Annotated in this window: 16 protein-coding genes and 1 pseudogene; 12 read left to right on the forward strand and 5 right to left on the reverse strand. The window is 75.0% G+C overall.

The annotated features are described in order from the left end of the window. Positions 1–19 precede the first annotated feature (19 nt). The 3 genes from COUCH_RS19870 to COUCH_RS19880 form a co-directional block, all read right to left on the reverse strand. Positions 20–1,810, reverse strand: a complete 1,791-nt coding sequence (locus COUCH_RS19870; RefSeq protein WP_249606675.1) for an L-lactate permease — start codon at positions 1,808–1,810, stop codon at positions 20–22. A gap of 188 nt (positions 1,811–1,998) precedes the next feature. Further along, the gene (locus tag COUCH_RS19875) at positions 1,999–3,078 is read right to left on the reverse strand and encodes a carboxylate-amine ligase (RefSeq protein WP_249606676.1); all 1,080 of its coding nucleotides are present in this window, start codon (positions 3,076–3,078) and stop codon (positions 1,999–2,001) included. Next, a complete protein-coding gene (locus tag COUCH_RS19880; RefSeq protein WP_249606677.1) occupies positions 3,075–4,016 on the reverse strand; it encodes a methyltransferase in 942 nt (313 codons plus the stop codon). Before COUCH_RS19880 ends, COUCH_RS19875 begins: the two co-directional genes overlap by 4 nt. 86 nt (positions 4,017–4,102) lie before the next feature. Here COUCH_RS19880 and COUCH_RS19885 point away from each other — a divergent pair, with 86 nt between their 5' ends. Both COUCH_RS19885 and COUCH_RS19890 read left to right on the forward strand, forming a co-directional pair. After that, a complete protein-coding gene (locus tag COUCH_RS19885; RefSeq protein WP_249606678.1) occupies positions 4,103–5,104 on the forward strand; it encodes a LacI family DNA-binding transcriptional regulator in 1,002 nt (333 codons plus the stop codon). Between the two features lie 22 nt (positions 5,105–5,126). Next, positions 5,127–5,456, forward strand: coding sequence for an antibiotic biosynthesis monooxygenase family protein (locus tag COUCH_RS19890; RefSeq protein ID WP_249606679.1), 330 nt, complete (start codon positions 5,127–5,129; stop codon positions 5,454–5,456). Here the strand turns inward: COUCH_RS19890 and COUCH_RS19895 are convergent. Next, positions 5,434–6,453, reverse strand: coding sequence for an asparaginase (locus COUCH_RS19895; protein ID WP_249606680.1), 1,020 nt, complete (start codon positions 6,451–6,453; stop codon positions 5,434–5,436). The genes COUCH_RS19890 and COUCH_RS19895 overlap by 23 nt on opposite strands. A gap of 51 nt (positions 6,454–6,504) precedes the next feature. Here COUCH_RS19895 and COUCH_RS19900 point away from each other — a divergent pair, with 51 nt between their 5' ends. The 4 genes from COUCH_RS19900 to COUCH_RS19915 all read left to right on the forward strand — a co-directional run bounded on the left by COUCH_RS19900 (position 6,505) and on the right by COUCH_RS19915 (position 8,388). Then, a complete protein-coding gene (locus COUCH_RS19900; RefSeq protein WP_249606681.1) occupies positions 6,505–6,798 on the forward strand; it encodes a hypothetical protein in 294 nt (97 codons plus the stop codon). 125 nt (positions 6,799–6,923) lie between these two features. After that, on the forward strand, positions 6,924–7,181 hold the full coding sequence (locus tag COUCH_RS19905) for a hypothetical protein (protein WP_249606682.1): 258 nt from the start codon (positions 6,924–6,926) through the stop codon (positions 7,179–7,181). A 67-nt stretch (positions 7,182–7,248) separates the two neighbouring features. Continuing rightward, a complete protein-coding gene (locus COUCH_RS19910; protein ID WP_249606683.1) occupies positions 7,249–7,818 on the forward strand; it encodes a hypothetical protein in 570 nt (189 codons plus the stop codon). A 105-nt stretch (positions 7,819–7,923) separates the two neighbouring features. Beyond that, the gene (locus COUCH_RS19915; protein WP_249606684.1) at positions 7,924–8,388 is read left to right on the forward strand and encodes a hypothetical protein; all 465 of its coding nucleotides are present in this window, start codon (positions 7,924–7,926) and stop codon (positions 8,386–8,388) included. Positions 8,389–8,403: 15 nt separating this feature from the next. On the opposite strand, the gene COUCH_RS19920 is transcribed toward COUCH_RS19915, so the two are convergent. Continuing rightward, a complete protein-coding gene (locus tag COUCH_RS19920; RefSeq protein ID WP_249606685.1) occupies positions 8,404–8,940 on the reverse strand; it encodes a hypothetical protein in 537 nt (178 codons plus the stop codon). 166 nt (positions 8,941–9,106) lie between these two features. On the opposite strand from COUCH_RS19920, the gene COUCH_RS19925 reads away from it, so the two are divergent. From COUCH_RS19925 to COUCH_RS19950, 6 genes and pseudogenes are all read left to right on the forward strand, one after another. Further along, positions 9,107–10,360 (forward strand): efflux RND transporter periplasmic adaptor subunit, encoded by a 1,254-nt coding sequence (locus COUCH_RS19925; protein ID WP_249606686.1) that lies wholly within the window; start codon positions 9,107–9,109, stop codon positions 10,358–10,360. A 61-nt stretch (positions 10,361–10,421) separates the two neighbouring features. Beyond that, entirely contained in the window at positions 10,422–11,177 is a 756-nt protein-coding gene (locus COUCH_RS19930; RefSeq protein ID WP_249606687.1) for a response regulator transcription factor, read from the forward strand. Beyond that, a pseudogene (locus COUCH_RS19935) lies at positions 11,174–12,771 on the forward strand (sensor histidine kinase); the annotation flags it as partial. The gene COUCH_RS19930 and the pseudogene COUCH_RS19935, both read left to right, overlap by 4 nt. Next, positions 12,749–13,909, forward strand: a complete 1,161-nt coding sequence (locus COUCH_RS19940) for an efflux RND transporter periplasmic adaptor subunit (RefSeq protein ID WP_249606689.1) — start codon at positions 12,749–12,751, stop codon at positions 13,907–13,909. The pseudogene COUCH_RS19935 and the gene COUCH_RS19940, both read left to right, overlap by 23 nt. After that, entirely contained in the window at positions 13,906–14,628 is a 723-nt protein-coding gene (locus tag COUCH_RS19945) for an ABC transporter ATP-binding protein (protein WP_249606690.1), read from the forward strand. The genes COUCH_RS19940 and COUCH_RS19945 overlap by 4 nt, the downstream gene beginning before the upstream one ends. Beyond that, entirely contained in the window at positions 14,625–15,821 is a 1,197-nt protein-coding gene (locus COUCH_RS19950) for an ABC transporter permease (protein WP_249606691.1), read from the forward strand. Before COUCH_RS19945 ends, COUCH_RS19950 begins: the two co-directional genes overlap by 4 nt. The last annotated feature ends 7 nt before the right edge of the window (positions 15,822–15,828 follow it).

A 15,828-nucleotide genomic window follows, 5' to 3' on the forward strand; every position in this document is an offset into this window, starting at 1 on the left:
CGGTCGTGACGTCCATGGGTCAGGGCACCATCCAGCCGAGCACGGGCGTGCCCTGCAGCGTCACCAGGATGCACATCACCAGGAGCAGCAGCAGGCTCCATCCCACGACCCGGCGGAAGATGTCGCCCTCGCGGCCCGCCATGCCGACCGCCGAGGCCGCGATCGCCAGGTTCTGCGGGCTGATCATCTTGCCGAGCACGCCGCCGGAGGAGTTCGCCGCGGCGAGCAGCAGCGGGTCGAGGCCCGCGCGGCCGGCGGTCTGCACCTGCAGCGCGCCGAACAGCGCGTTGGCCGAGGTGTCGGAGCCGGTCACGGCCACGCCGATCCAGCCGAGCATCGAGGAGAGGAAGACGAACAGCCCGCCCGCGGCGGCCAGGAACTCGCCGAGCGTGTTGGTCTGGCCGCTCTGGTTCAGCACGTACGCCAGGGCCAGCACCGCCATCACGGTCACGATGGCGTGGCGCAGTTCGACGTACGTGTCGGCGTACGCCTTGAGGGCCCGGCCCGGACGCACGCGCAACACGACCGCGGTGAGCAGGCCCGCCAGGATCATCAGGGTGCCGGCGGCGGGCAGCCAGCCCAGGGTGAACGTGGTCGACGACAGCGACTTGCCGCTCGCGCCGTACACGTGCAGGCCGGGCCAGGCGAACGCCTCGGTCCACGGCGCCTTCGCCAGCGCCGACTTGATCGCGCCGATGTTCGCGATCGAGAAGATCACGATGATGATCAGGTACGGCGCGTAGGCGCGGGCGATCTCGGCGCCGGAGTCGCGCCGCTCGGCCGTGGCGACGACCGGACCGGTGGGGGAGTGCCGGGCGGGGGAGGGACCGGCGTCCGGGCGGCTGTCCGAGACCGCGGGCGCGTCGGCGGGCCGGCCGGTGTCCGGGGCGGCGGGGCGCTCGGAGGCGGGACCGGTGCCCTGGGCGGCGGGTGCACCGCGCGCGGGCTCGCGGAGGTCCGGCGTCTCCTCGGGCCGCCAGAACCGCAGCAGCAGCACGACGGCCGCGGCCGCGAGCAGCGCCGCGATGATGTCCGTCAGCGGCACCGACACGAAGTTGGAGGCCAGGAACTGGCCCGTGGCGAAGACCACGCCGGCCACCAGCGCCGCCGGCCAGGTGTGCCGGACGCCGCGGCGCCCGTCGATGACGGCGACGAGGACCAGGGGTACGACCACCGCGAGCAGCGGCGTCTGCCGGCCGACCATCGCGCCGAGCGTGTCCGTGGTGAGCCTCGGGTCGTCGCTGGCGCCCGACGTCACCGTGCCGAGCGTGACGATCGGTGTCGCGAGGGCGCCGAACGCGACCGGGGCGGTGTTGGCGATCAGCGCGACCGAGGCCGCGCGCAGCGGCGGGAAGCCGAGGGCCATCAGCATGACCACGGTGACCGCCACCGGGGTGCCGAAGCCGGCGAGCGCCTCCAGCAGCGCTCCGAAGCAGAACGCGACGATGATGGCCTGGATGCGCATGTCCGGGCTGACCCGTTCCATCGAGCGGCGCAGCACGTCGAAGTGGCCGCTGACGACGGTCAGGTTGTAGACCCAGATGGCGTTGAGCACGATCCACAGGATCGGGAAGAAGCCGAACGCGGCGCCCTCGCTCGCCGACAGCAGCGCCTGCCCGACCGGCATGGAGTAGATCGCCACGGCGACGACGAGCGCGACGATCAGCGAGATCAGCCCCGCCAGCCAGGCGCGCATGCGGACGGCGCCGAGCAGCACGAAGAGGGTGAGCAGGGGCAGGACCGCGAAGATGGCCGAGAGCGCCACGGAGCCGGCGACGGGGTCGGTCACGATCGTGAACTGATCCGACATGGCTGCCATCCAGGATCGTCGATGATTCTGATGGCAATGTAACCGGTGATCGGCTACGGCGGAACCGCCACGCGGCCGGATCGCCACGACGGGACGGCGCCCGCTCGTGGCCGCACTGCTACGGCGGGACGGCGAGAGCTCGTGGCCGGACTGCTACGGCGTGACGATGGCCGCGCGGGCCGCGACGGTTACGGCGCTACGGCGGTTGCGCGCAGGACCGCGGGGATGCCGCCCTCGCGGGTGAGCAGCCGGCGCTGCCGGTCGGCCCCGGTGCCCTCCGCGCGGACGCGTTCCAGGCGCGCCGCGACGGCCGCCTCGTCGCCCAGCCGCCGCAGCGCCGGGGTCACGAGGGCCAGCAGGTCGCCGGCCAGGTCCCAGGCCGGGCGGGCCTCACCCGTACGCGGGTCGAGCAGCGTGCCGTCCATCCCGGTGTGCGCGGCGTTCCAGTGCGCGGCCTCGAGGAGGTGCTCGGCGATCGGCGCCGGCGGCCGTACCCCGGCGAGGATCGTGGCGACCAGGCCGCGGGTCAGGGCGGCGAGCAGCACCGTGTCGGCGGGCGCCGGGCAGACGTCGGCGACCCGCACCTCGACCGTGGGGTACGTGGCCGACGGACGGGCGTACCAGAGGATCATGCTCTGGTCGAGCATCGCGCCCGAGGCCACGAGCGACGCGACCGTGCGGTCGTAATCGGCGCCGGACGCGAACGCGGGGGTGGGTCCCAGCGCGGGCCAGCGCTTGAGCTGCAGCGACCGCCAGCTCGCGTGGCCGGTGTCGGCGCCGGCGTAGAACGGCGAGTTCGCGGTGAGCGCCTGCAACACCGGCAGCCACGGCCGCAGCCCGGTGCAGACGCGCACGGCGGTCTCCCGGTCGGGCACGCCCACGTGGACGTGGCAGCCGCAGACGGCGGCGTCGTACGCGATCGGGCCGTAGTGCCGGGCGATGGCGCGGAACCGCGGGTCGTCGGCCGGCTCCCGGACCGGTTCGGCGACCGGCGTGGCCCCGACCGGCACCAGCAGCGCGCCCGCCTCCGCCGCCGCGTCCGCCGCGGCCCGGCGCAGGCCGGTCAGCTCGCGGTCCAGGCCGGCCAGGTCCGTGCAGACCGGGGTGACCATCTCCAGCATGCTGAGCCGGAACTCGAGCCGGCTCTGCCCGCGGGCGGCGTCGCTGAGCGCGGCGATCACCTTCGGGACCACCGGCGCGTTGTGGCCGGTGACGGGGTCGAGCAGGAGGAACTCCTCCTCGACCCCCAGCGTCAGCCCGGAGGTCACCGGCGGGTCGCGATCAGCACGACCACCGCGATGCGTTCGGCGTGCGCGTAGGCGTCGCCGTCGAGCTCCTCGCCGTACACGTCGGGATCCACTTCGCGATAGTCCCACTCGAGGTCGCCGCCGGCGAGGATTTCCGCGGCGGCCGCCCGCAGCGGGTCGTGGCCGTCGACGATGCCCGTACCGCTGAACAGCACGAGCGAGCCGCCCGGGGCGAGCCGTTCCCGCGCGGCGCCGAGGATCTTCAGCGACAGCCCGTGGCCCTCGGGGCCGCCGCCGTCGCGGTACGCCCGCCCGGCCGGGTCGATCATGAACGGTGGGTTGGAGATGATCAGGTCGAAGTCGCCGTCCACCCCCGACAGCAGGTCGCTGTGGCACGGCTTGACGTTCGGCACCCCGGCCAGCGCGGTGTTCACCTCGGTGAAGCGCAGCGCGGCGCCGTTGATGTCGACGCCCAGCACGTCGGCGCCGGGCGCCCGCTTGGCGACGGTGATCGCCCCGGCGCCGGTGCCGCAGCCGATGTCGACCGCCCGGCGTACCGGCCGCTCGCGGCGTTCGACGTGCGCGGCCGCCGCGTCGGCCATCCGGTAGGTGTCGGGGCCGAAGAACACCGAGTCGGGCGCGTCGGTGGGGAACGCCGAGTGGACGAACAGCTCGCCGTCGTAGCTGGAGAACCGTACGCGGCTGCGCCAGTGCTCGCCCGAGCGGTCGAGAACCCCGGCGGCGTCCATCAGCCCGGCGATGCCGGCGGGCAGCAGGCCGGGGTCGAAGGGGCGGCTCCACCCGAGCACGTCGCGCAGGTCGCGGGCGAGCGCGTTGCGGGGGCGGCGGTTGACCCGGGCGTGGGTGGCCGGGGTGACGGTGGTGAACGTGTACCCGAGGTCCTTGAGCGCGACGCCCAGCTCCTGCAGGGCGGTCACGGCGGTCGGCGTCGTGATCATGTGCGCGTGCATGCCCAGCAATGCGCCGGTTAATCCCGTCTCCGGTGCCGCCGCGCGGGCGTGACTGACACGTATAACCTACGGGCATGACGGATGCCGTGGCCCGCCGTGTGACCAGCGCCGACGTGGCACGCGTCGCGGGCGTGTCGCGAGCGACGGTCAGCTACGTCCTCAACGACACCCCGGGCCAGACCATCTCCGGGGCCACCCGCGCGCGGGTCCGCGACGCCGCCGCCATGCTCGGGTACGCGCCCTCGGCAGCCGCCCGCGCGCTGCGTACCGGCCGCTCCGACGTGGTGCTGTGCCTGCTGCCCGACTGGCCCATCGGGCACGAGGTCGGCAACCTGCTCACCCATCTGTCCACCGAGCTCGCCCGCGCCGGGCTGACGTTCGTCGTGCACCCCGGCACGGGTGCCCAGCCGCCCGGCGCCGAGCTGTGGAAGGCGATCACCCCGGCGGCCGTGCTCGCCTTCACCGGCTTCTCCGACCCCGAGATCGCCGCGATGCGCGCCGCCGGGGTGGCGCTGGTCGTGGCCCTGCTCGGCCCCGGGACCGGCGCGGGGCGCGAGCTGCAGGTGCCGCAGGAGCGGATCGGGCGCCTGCAGGCCGCGCACCTCGCGGACGCGGGACACGTCCGGCTCGGGTACGCGTACCCCGACGACGCCCGGGTGCGCATCTTCGCCGAGCCCCGCCTCGACGGGGTCCGCGCCGCGTGCGCCGGACGGGCCCTGCCCGAGCCCGAGGTGTACACCGTGGCGCTCGAGGCCGGGGCCGCCGCGGCGGCGGTACGCGCGTGGCGCTCGGCGGGCGTGACCGCGGTGTGCGCGTACAACGACGACGTGGCCCTGGCCGTGCTCGCCGGGATGCGCGGCACCGGCCTGGCCGCCCCCGCCGACCTCGCGCTGATCGGCGTCGACGACCTCCCGGCGGCGCGCCTCGCCGCACCGCCGCTGAGCACCGTGACCACCGACCAGCGGGCCGTCGCCGCCCACCTCGCCGCCACGGTGGCCGCCGCCGTCCGCGGCGGTCAGCGGCCCGCCCTCGACGCCGCCGGTGTGGTGCGCGTCGTCCGGCGCGCGTCCACCTGAGACAGCCCCTACCGTGGGGGACATGCCCGAGACCACCATCGCCGCCGGCAAGCCCGGAATCACCGCGATCAACATCTACACCGTCGCGGAGACCCGGCAGAACGCCCTGGTCACCGCCCTGGACAAGGCGACCACCGACATCTTCGCGCACGTGCCCGGCTTCATCTCCGCCAACGTGCACGCCAGCCTGGACCGCACCCGCGTGGTGAACTACGCCCAGTGGACGAGCCTGGAGGCCTACGAGGAGATGCTGCGGCGCCCGGAGGTCCGCGAGCACCTGCTCGAGGTCATGTCGATCGCGCACACCGCGGACCCGCGGCTCTACACGGTCAGGTCCGTGCACCGCCCCTGACGGGCCACGGCCAGCGGGTGGCCTCGCCCAGCCCGCCGGCCGCCGCGAACGCCGCCGCCACCTCGTCCCGGCCGGCGCCCGCCGCGAGCGCCGCCATGAGCAGGACGCGCGCCTTCCACGGGCCCAGCAGCCCGGCCGGGATCAGCCCCCGCTCGAGCAGGTCGCGCTCCGAGCCGGGGTAGCCGTACGTGCCGGTCAGCACCGGGCCGGCGAGCGTGCGCGACGCCAGCACCACGGGGATGCGCCGGGCCAAATCGGCCAGCGGCGGCGCCCACCACTGCGGCAGATGCCCCGCGCCGAACGCCGCGACGACGAGACCGGCCGCGCCGGCGGGAACGTCCGGCGCCTCCTCGCCCAGCGTCGCGACGACCACGGGCACGCGCGGCAGCGCCCCGCCCCGCGGCACCACGAAGCGTGTGTCCGGCGCGGCGACGAAGTGCGGGACGCCCTCGACCACGTACCCGACCGGACCGCCCACCGGTGATTCGAACGCCGTCACGCTCGTCGAATGTCCTTTGCGGACCCGTACGGCCGCGTGCACCTCGTCGGCGAAGGCGACCAGCACACCGCGCCCCCGGGACCGGGGGGAGGCGGCCACCCCGACGGCCGCGAGCAGGTTGGCCGGCCCGTCGGCGCCGGCCAGGGCGGGACTGCGCATCGCGCCGGTCACCACCACCGGCTGCGGGCCGTCGTGCAGCAGGTCCAGCAGGTACGCGGTCTCCTCGAGGGTGTCCGTACCCGTGGTGACGACGACCCCGTCCGCGCCCGCGGCGAGCCGTCCGGCGATCGTGGCCGACAGCCCGGCCAGGTCCGCGAGCCGCAGCGACGAGCTCGGCACGTTGGCGACGTCGACGACCTCCAGGCCGGCTCCCGCCCCGGCGAGGCCCGGAACCGCCCGCACCAGGCTCCCGGCGGTCAGCGCCGGAGCGACGGCCCCGCCGTCCACCGCCGTCATCGCGATCGTCCCGCCGAGCCCGCACACCACGATCGTCGCCATGGCGCCGACCTTAAGCCGCCCGCTCGGTGGCGGCCTGCCTATAGTGCCCCCGTGGGTATCGTCGTCGACGGCGCCGACGGCGCCACGTGGAGCATCACCCCGGGCCGGGACGAGGTCGAGCTGGCCCTGACGGTCCGCCGCCGGCGTTTCGTGGCGTCCGTGCCGGTGGCGGAGATGCCGGCCGTCGAACAGGTCATGGCCGGCATGCCGCACCCGTCGCCCGGCGAGACGGTCGATGTGAGCGCGCAATTCATGCGGGCCCTCGGGCGTGACCCGTTCGCCGAGCAGCCCGTGGACGGCCGCCCCTGCTACCGCAGGCTGGTGAGCCCGAAGCGTCCCGGATGAGACGCGTTCGAGCAGCAGGCGCACGGACAGCCGGACGGAATCCATGGCGGCGGCGTGCGCCATGGGCCTAGCCTAGGTCTTCGGACAAGCGGCACACGCCGGAATCTGGCCGGGAGGTCGGTCCGATGGGAACCAACGACCGGGAACGACAGTTCGACCAGATCGTCGCCCGCCTGACCGCGGACTATCCGTCCCTGGCCGGCCGGTCACGCCGCTCGCGGCGGCTCGTGGCCGTCCTCGCGGTGCTGGGCGGGCTGGTCTGGGGGCTGCTGTCGGTGGCGATGGTCGCCTGGGGAACGGCGGGCGTCGTCCTGACCTGCCTGGTGGTGGGCGCGGTCGGCGCGGCGATCGCCGTCGACGAGTACCGCCGGCGCGGCCGCTGAACGTCCCCGGCCGTGGTGAGCGCACCGCGGCCGCGCCGGAGATCCACCGACCCGGCATACTCCGCCGGTGCGACGCGATGTGATGCCCCTCTTCCTGTGCGGCGCGGTGCTCGCCCTGGCCGGATGCGCAGCGACCGCCGCCGGGCCGGCACTGCCCGCGCCCGCCGCGAGCAGCGCGGGCCCGGCACCTGCCCCCGCCGTCAGGCCGGCTCTGTGTGACGGCCGGAAGCCGGCGCCGCGTGACCCGTTCCCGTACAACCGGGACGCCGCGCGCCGGGATGCGATGCTGCACTTCTACGACCTCGGCGGCGGCGAGCGGTACGTCGGCGGAGCGGCTCACTTCGACAGCCTCGACGCGGCGGGCCTGGCGGCGCTCATCCAGGCGCGGTACATCGATCCGTACGAGCAGCAGAACGCCGCGCCGCCGGTGTGGGACATCTTCCGCTTCCTGTGCCGCCACCCGCAGGTCCGCGCCATGGGCTACGTGATCAGCATCGACCGCCCCGACTACCGCGCCTCCCTCGAGACCGTCTACGCGCAGGAGATCGATCCGCAGCTGCGCGAGGAAGCCCTGACGTTCTGCGCGGACGCCGACGCGGTGGAGACCGGCGACCATCTCGAGTGCTTCTGGGACTGATCCGCCGCGGCATTGACAACAGACGTACAGGTACGGCACACGGTGGGCTCAGGCTGGGCCGCGAGAGTGGGCGGTGCAGATGACGACGGCCAGGGGGAGTCCGAGATGCTCGTGCAGCTGAACCGTACCGATCAGAACAGGGCGTTCGCGCCGAACTCGACCGCGCTGCCCGCGCCGGAGCTGGACCGGCAGCGGGCCGACCCGGTGGTGGCCGTGCTCGGTCAGCCCGGCCGGGTGGCGGCGCTCGGAGCGCACCTGCCCAGCGGGTGGACGGTCCGCCCCGCCGCCGGGCTGGACGACCTGCGGGCGGGCGAGATCGTGCTGCTCAGCGGTGCCCAGCAGCGGGACGTGGTGCGCGCCCGGGCGGCGCTGCCGCCGCGTACCCGGATCGTGGCCCTGGTCGACGAGGACGCGCCGGCCGAGCTGGTCGCCGGGGTGCTGACCGAGGGCGCGGACGTGTGCGTGCGCGGCGGCCAGCCGGTGATCCTGGCGAGCCACCTGGTCGCCTGCCGGCGCCGGCAGACGGCCGAGCGGTGGATCAACCTGGAGTCCGCGCTGCCCCCGGCGTGAACCCGGGCACGCGCGTCACGACGAGGGCGACGGCCGCGACGAGGGCGCCGGGGCGAGCACCTTGCAGGCCTCCATCGCCTGCTTCACCCGGGGATCGCCGGTCGCCGGGGCGCTCGCGCCGAGCGTGACGCCGTGGTCCTGCAGGCAGGTGCGGTAGGCGGCGTTCATCCCGTTGCCGCGCCCGCCGCCGTCCGGGCGACCGCTCGGACGCACCGAGGCGCACGCCGTCTGTGCCTTCTGCCAGGTGGCGTCGTCCACCCCGGCCGGCTTCAAGCCGCCGCGGAAGCCGCCGGTCCCGCCGCTGCCCGACGGCCGCGGCATGCCGGACGGGAAGCCACCCTCCGGGCGCCCCGCGGGTCCACCTGACGGCATGGTCACGGTGACGCCGTTCTTCTGCAGACATTCCGTGTACGCGGTGAAGCCGCCACTGCCCCCGGCTGACGCCTGCGGGTCACCGCCGCCTCCGCAGGCGGCGGCGGACACGAGCAGCACGGCCGCCACGGCGGCCAGGCCGGCGGCGCGGACCCGGGACAGGCTTCTGTTCGGTGGCACGGGCACTCCTCACGTACGCGGGCAGGACCGTCCCACTGAAGGCCCCGGACCTCGCCGCACCGTCAGACGACGCTCGGAATCGGCTATGAGCGTGCGCGTACGGCTCCGAGCAAACTCCGAGCCGGGACCGAGCCCACCGGGAGGCCGGGCACCGAGACTTCCCGCCATGGGTATCGGCGGGACCGCCTGGCGCGGGGGACGACGGCGGTGGGCCTGGCTCGCGGCCGGTGCCGTGGTGGCCGTGCTGCCGGCCGCCGGCGTCGCCCGCGCGCTGACCGCCGGTGCGGACACCGAGCCCGCCGTGGTCGCGACCGTGGCCGCCGACCGGGGCGCGGTGACCACCGAGGTCGCCACGACCGGAACGGTGCGGCCCGCGCAGACGCGCAGTCTGTCGTTCGCCGTCGCGGGCACGGTGGAGGCCGTGACGGTACGCCCCGGCACGGTCGTCACGGCCGGTCAGGAGCTGGCGCGTATCGACGACTCCGACGCCACCGAGGCCGTGCACTCCGCCCGGGAGGCGCTCGCCGACGCCGAGGACGCTCTGCAGGAGGCCCGCGATCAGGCTGCCACGACCGGCTCGGAATGCGGCCTGGTGCCGGCCGCGTACGCCTCCGCGCCTGCGCCCACGTCCGCGGGCGCGACCCCGGCACCCACCCGTACCAGCGCGCCCGCCGCGACGGCGCGGCCCACCCGGACGCCGGCACCCACCCGTACCGGCGCGCCGGCCCGGACCTCGGCGCCCGCGCGCGGTGGCGCTCCCACCACCACGGCGGCGTGCGGGGGCGCGGACCAGCAGGGCGGCCGTCAGGGCGGGGGAGCAGACGCCGTGCTGAGCGCCGAGCAGCGGGTGAACCAGGCCGCGGTGGCGGTGGCGAAGGCGGAGGACGACCTCGAGGGCACCACGATCACCGCGCCCATCGCCGGCCGGGTGCTGTCGGTCTCCGGCAAGGTCGGCAGCCGGGTGGGCGCCGGGTCGGCGTTCCTGAACCTGGCCGGTGTGTCCGGCATGCAGATCAGCGCCGCCTTCCCGGAGGCCGACGCGGACCGGCTCGCCGTACGCCAGCAGGCGGTCGTGACCCTGGCGGACCGGGCCGGCGAGACGTTCACCGCCACGGTCGTGCAGGTCGACCCGGTCGGCACCAGCGACGGCACGCTGGTCCGCTACGGCGTCGTGTTGTCCTTCGACGACGCCCCTGGGAACCTGCTCGTGGGGCAGAGCGCGGCCGTACGGGTCACCACCGGCGCGAAGCGGGACGTGCTGCGGGTGCCCAGCACCGCCGTCCACGACGTCGCCGGCCCGGCCGGTACGGTGCTGCGGGCCGGCGCCCGGGTCCGCGTCGGCGTCGGGCTACGCGGCGACGCGTACACCGAGATCACCTCCGGGCTGGCACAGGGAGACGTCGTGGCCCGCTCCTGGTGACCTCAGCTCGCTCCCACGCTTTTCATGGCCGATTCAAAGGAAGCGCTGATAGTTCTTCGGCGTGCATTCCGCTACGCGAGGTTCCGTCGCCCTCGGTGAGCCGCCGGCGGCCCGGCCCACCCGGGTCCTGGTGGTCGACGACGAACCCACCATCGCCGCCCTGCTCTCGGCCACGCTGCGGCTGGTCGCCTTCGACGTGCGGGTGGCCGGGTCCGGCCACGGCGCCCTGGTCGCGGTTGAGGAGTTCGACCCGGACCTGGTCGTGCTGGACGTGATGCTGCCCGATTTGGACGGGTTCGACGTCGCCCGGCGCCTGCGCGCGTCCGGCCGCGGCACGCCGGTGCTGTTCCTGACGGCGCGCGACGCGGTCGAGGACCGGGTGGCCGGGCTGACCGCGGGCGCGGACGACTACGTCACCAAGCCGTTCAGCCTCGAGGAGGTGGTGCTGCGCATCCGGGCCATCCTGCGGCGCAGCCGGCCCGGCCCGGACGCGCCGGCGGACCCGGGGGTGCTGCGCTACGCCGACCTGGAGCTCGACGAGGACGCTCACGAGGTACGCCGGGCCGGCCGGCTCGTCGACCTCTCGCCGACCGAGTTCAACCTGCTGCGGTACCTGCTGATCAACGCGGGCCGGGTGGTCAGCAAGGCGCAGATCCTGGACCGGGTGTGGAAGTACGACTTCGGCGGCGACGGGCGCATCGTCGAGTCGTACGTCTACTACCTGCGCCGCAAGATCGACACCACCGGCCCGCCGCTGATCCACACCGTCCGGGGGGTCGGCTACGCCCTGCGCCTGCCGCGCGGCGGGGACGAGTGAGCAGACGGCTCCGGCGGCGGCCCCGGCGGTGGGGCCACTGGAGCCTGCGGGCCCGGCTCGTCCTGGTGGTCGGCGCGCTCGCGGCGGTCGCTCTGCTGGCGGCCGACGCGGCGGGCCTGGTGCTGATCCGCGGGTATCTGCGCGACCGCATCGACGACCAGCTGACCGGCATGGCCCGGCCGTTCGCCGGCGGGCTGCGTACTGATGCCCCCGGAGCCTTCCCGGCCCGGCGGATCCGGTTCGGCCCCGACCAGGTCGTGTACGTCTACACCGCGGACGGCGTCCTCGATCCCGCCCGTTCGTCCACCGCGGACCCGGGCCGGCCGCCGGTGCCGCCGCCGGCCGAGGTGCTCGCCCGCGCCGCCGACGGCAGGCCGTACACGGTGGCGGCGGCCGACGGGCGCACCGGCTGGCGGCTGCTGGCCGTACCGGCGGCCGGCACCGGTGGGGCGGCCGTCATCGGCGCCTCCCTGTCCGAGGTGGAGGAGACCGCCGACCGGCTGCTGCTCATCGACGCCGCGGTCAGCCTGTCGGTGCTCGGCCTGCTCGGCGCCGGGTCGGCCTTCGTGGTGCGCCTCGGCCTGCGGCCGCTCACCGGGATGGAACGGCTCGCCGCCGCCATCTCCGCGGGCAACCTGTCCGGGCGGGTCGCCGACACCGATCCGCACACCGAGCCCGGCCGGCTCGGCGGTGCGCTCAACCTGATGCTGGCGCGCATCGAGGCGGAGGTGTCCGCGCGTACGGCCTCCGAGCAGCGGCTGCGTCAGTTCGTGGCGGACGCCTCACACGAGCTGCGGACGCCGCTCACCTCGATACGTGGCTTCGCCGAGCTGTACCGCCGCGGCGGCGCCCCGCCCGGCCCGCAGCTCGACGAGACGATGAGCCGCATCGAGGGGGAGGCCGTGCGGATGGGCGTGCTCGTCGAGGACCTGCTGCTGCTGGCGCGGCTCGACCGGCAGCGCCCGCCCGTACGGCGCCCGGTGGACCTGCTGGAGATCGCGGCCGACACGATCCGCGACGCGCACGCCCGGGTTCCGGACCGGCCCGTACGCCTGGCCGCCCTGCGCGACAGCGACGCGTTCGAGCCGCCCACGGTGCTCGGCGACGAGCACGGGCTGCGGCAGGTCGCCACCAACCTCGTCGCCAACGCGCTGCAGCACACCACCCGGCCCGCGCAGGTCACCGTACGGGTGGGGCGCGTCGACCGGCACGTGCCCGCCCCGGACACCGTGTACGCCGGGGCCGTTGCTCCCGGCGTACCCCTGGCCGTGCTGGAGGTCTGCGACGACGGCCCGGGCGTGCCCGCGGAGCATGCGCCCCGGGTGTTCGAACGGCTCTACCGGGCCGATTCCAGCCGTACCCGCGGGCGCGGCGGCGGCTCGGGGCTGGGGCTGTCCATCGTGGCGGCGATCGTGCACGGCCACGGCGGCCGGGTCGAGCTGGATCCGGCGGCCGGGCGCGGCGCCACGTTCCGCGTGCTGCTGCCCACCGCCGACGCGGGGTAGCGGTTCCGAGGTGGCTCCGAGGTTACGCCGAAGATCCTCCGAGGGGGCCTGGCCACAGTGTCCGGCATGCCTGCTGCCCTGGGTTCCCTGCGCCGCCCCGCGGTCGCAGTCAACGCCGTCCTGGCGCTGCTGCTCGCCGGTGGCGTCTTCTGGGCGTACGAAACGCTGTCCGGCCCCGCCACCGGCACCGCGGCGAACGCGTCCGTGCGCTCCGTACCCGTCCAGCAGGGAACCGTGACCGCCACCGTGTCCGCCGACGGCTCGGTGGAGAGCGCGAGCACCGCGAGCGCGAGCTTCGTGACCGGCGGAACCGTCACCGGCATCGCGGTGCACGTCGGCGACAAGGTGAAGAAGGGGCAGGTGCTCGCGAAGGTCGACCCCGCACCGGCGCAGCGGACCCTCTCCGCCGCCGAGGCCGACCTCGCCGCCGCCCGCGACGCGCTGGCCCGGGCCGAGAACGCCGGCTCGGACACGTCCAGCGCGCAGAACGAGGTCACCAGGGCGCAGGTGGCCGTCGACGAGGCGCAGGCCGGGGTGGACGGCACGGTCCTGGAGGCCCCGACGGCCGGCACCGTCGTCGCCGTCAACGGCACGATCGGCAGCTCGTCGCAGTCGCAGTCGGGTGCCTCCGGCACGTCGGAGGAGTCGTCGGGCTTCATTGACCTCGCCGACCTGAGCAGACTGCAGGTCACCGCGGCCTTCGCCGAGGCCGACGCCACGAAACTGAAGGAGAAGCAGGCCGCCACCGTCACGTGGAACGCGCTCAGCGGCACCCGGCAGAGCGGGAGGGTCGTCGCCGTCGACCCGCAGGCCACCACCGCGAACAACGTCGTCACGTACGGCGTGACGCTCAGCCTGGACAAGGTGCCGGCCGGCGCGAAACCCGGCCAGACGGTCTCGGTCTCCGTGGTCACCGGTGCGGTCGCCGACGCCCTCTACGTCAACTCCGCGGCGGTGACCACGGTCGGCAACCGGCACACCGTGACCGTCATGGCGAACGGGGCCCAGCAGACCCGGCAGGTGGACGTCGGGCTGGAGGGCGACCAGGTCACCCAGATCGTCTCAGGGCTCAGCGCCGGCGAGCAGGTGGTGATCCGGACGACCACCACGACCACCGGCGGCACCCAGGGCGGGTTCCCCGGCGGCGGCCCGGGCGGCCTCACCGGCGGCGGCGCCCCGGCCGGCGGGGGCTTCCCCGGCGGCGGCACCGGCCGGGCCGGCCGATGACCCGGCCCGTGCTCGACGTGCGCGAGCTGACCAAGGTCTACGGTACGGGCGAAGCCGCCGTGCACGCCCTGCGCGGCGTCTCGCTGGCCGTCGGCCGCGGCGACTACGTGGCGATCATGGGCTCGTCCGGCTCCGGCAAGTCCACGCTGATGAACATCCTCGGCGCGCTGGACGTGCCCACCTCGGGGACGTACCTGCTGGACGGCGTGGACGTCAGCCGGCTCGCCGACCGGCAGCTCGCGCTGGCCCGCAACCGGCTCATCGGCTTCGTGTTCCAGGCGTTCAACCTCATCCCGCGCACCACCGCGGTGGCCAACGTGGAGCTGCCTCTCGCGTACGCCGGGATCCGGCCGCGGGAGCGCCGCCGCCGGGCGATGGCGGCGCTGGAGCTCGTAGGCCTCGCGGACCGGGCCCGGCACGAGCCCAACCAGCTCTCCGGCGGCCAGCAGCAGCGGGTCGCCGTGGCCCGGGCGCTGGTCACCGAGCCGGCCCTGCTGCTCGCCGACGAGCCGACCGGCAACCTGGACAGCCGCTCGACCGCGGACGTGCTCGAGGTCTTCGACCGGCTCAGCGCCGCCGGGCGGACCATCGTGCTGATCACCCACGAGCCCGAGGTCGGCGACCGGGCGCACCGGCTGATCCGCTTGGTCGACGGCCGCATCGTCACCGACCGGCGGCAGCGGCCGGCGCTCGCCCCGGCGGGGCGGCACAGCGCATGAGCTTCTATGAGGTCGTCCGCTTCGCCCTGCGCGGGCTGTCGGCGAACAAGCTGCGCTCTGCGCTGACCGTGCTGGGCATCCTCATCGGCGTCGCCGCGGTGATCCTGCTCGTCGCCGTCGGCAACGGCTCCGCCCGGGCGATCAGCGCCCGGATCGAGGCGCTGGGCACCGACACGGTCACCGTGATGAGCGCCGGCCGGGGCGGCCCGACCAGCGCCGCGCTGACCACCGGGATCGCGGACGCCCTGACCGATCCCGTGCTCGCGCCCGACGTCGCCTCGGTGTCGCCGGTGGTCAGCTCGTCAGCCACGCTCACATACGAGGGCGCCGATCACGAGGTGACCAGCTTCGTCGGCACCACGCCCGGCTGGTTCGCCGCGTCCAACACACCGGTCGGCTCCGGCTCGACGTTCACCGCGGACGACGAGGCGCAGGGGCGGCGGGTCGTGGTGATCGGCCGTACGGTCGCCGAGGAGCTGTTCCCGGGCGTCGACCCGGTCGGCGAGCAGGTGACCGTCGGCGGGGCGCTCTTCACCGTCGTCGGCGTGCTGGCCGCGAAGAACTCCACCGGCTTCCAGGACGCCAACGACACCGCGGTCGCGCCGCTGAGGGCCGTACGGCAGGTGCTCACCGGGTACGGCGCGCTGACCTCGATCCTGGTCGAGGCCACCGGTCCGGGCCGGGTGGACGCGGTGCAGTCCGAGGTCGCCACGATCCTCGACCAGCGGCTGGGCGTGGCCGCCACCGGCTCTGCGGCGTACCGGATCCAGAACGCCTCCCAGCTGCTGCAGACCCAGACCGAGACCGCCGGCACCTTCACCACCCTGCTCGGGGCGGTGGCCGCGCTGAGCCTGCTGGTCGGCGGCATCGGCATCACCAACATCATGCTGGTCACGGTGACCGAGCGGACCCGCGAGATCGGCATCCGCAAGGCGCTCGGCGCGCCGCGCCGGGTGATCCTGACCCAGTTCCTCATCGAGGCGACGCTGCTCAGCGTCCTCGGCGGGGCGCTGGGCGTGGCCGCCGCCCTGATCGGCAGCAGTGTCGAGATCGCCGGGGTGCGGCCGGTCATCGTGCCCAGCTCCATCGGGCTCGCCCTGGGCGTCTCCATCGCCATCGGACTGTTCTTCGGCGGCCTCCCCGCCGCCCGCGCCGCCCGGCTGCGCCCCATCGATGCGCTGCGCTACGAGTGAGGACCGC

Origin of the sequence: Couchioplanes caeruleus (genome assembly GCF_023499255.1) — a bacterium.
Lineage (GTDB): Bacteria > Actinomycetota > Actinomycetes > Mycobacteriales > Micromonosporaceae > Actinoplanes > Actinoplanes caeruleus_A.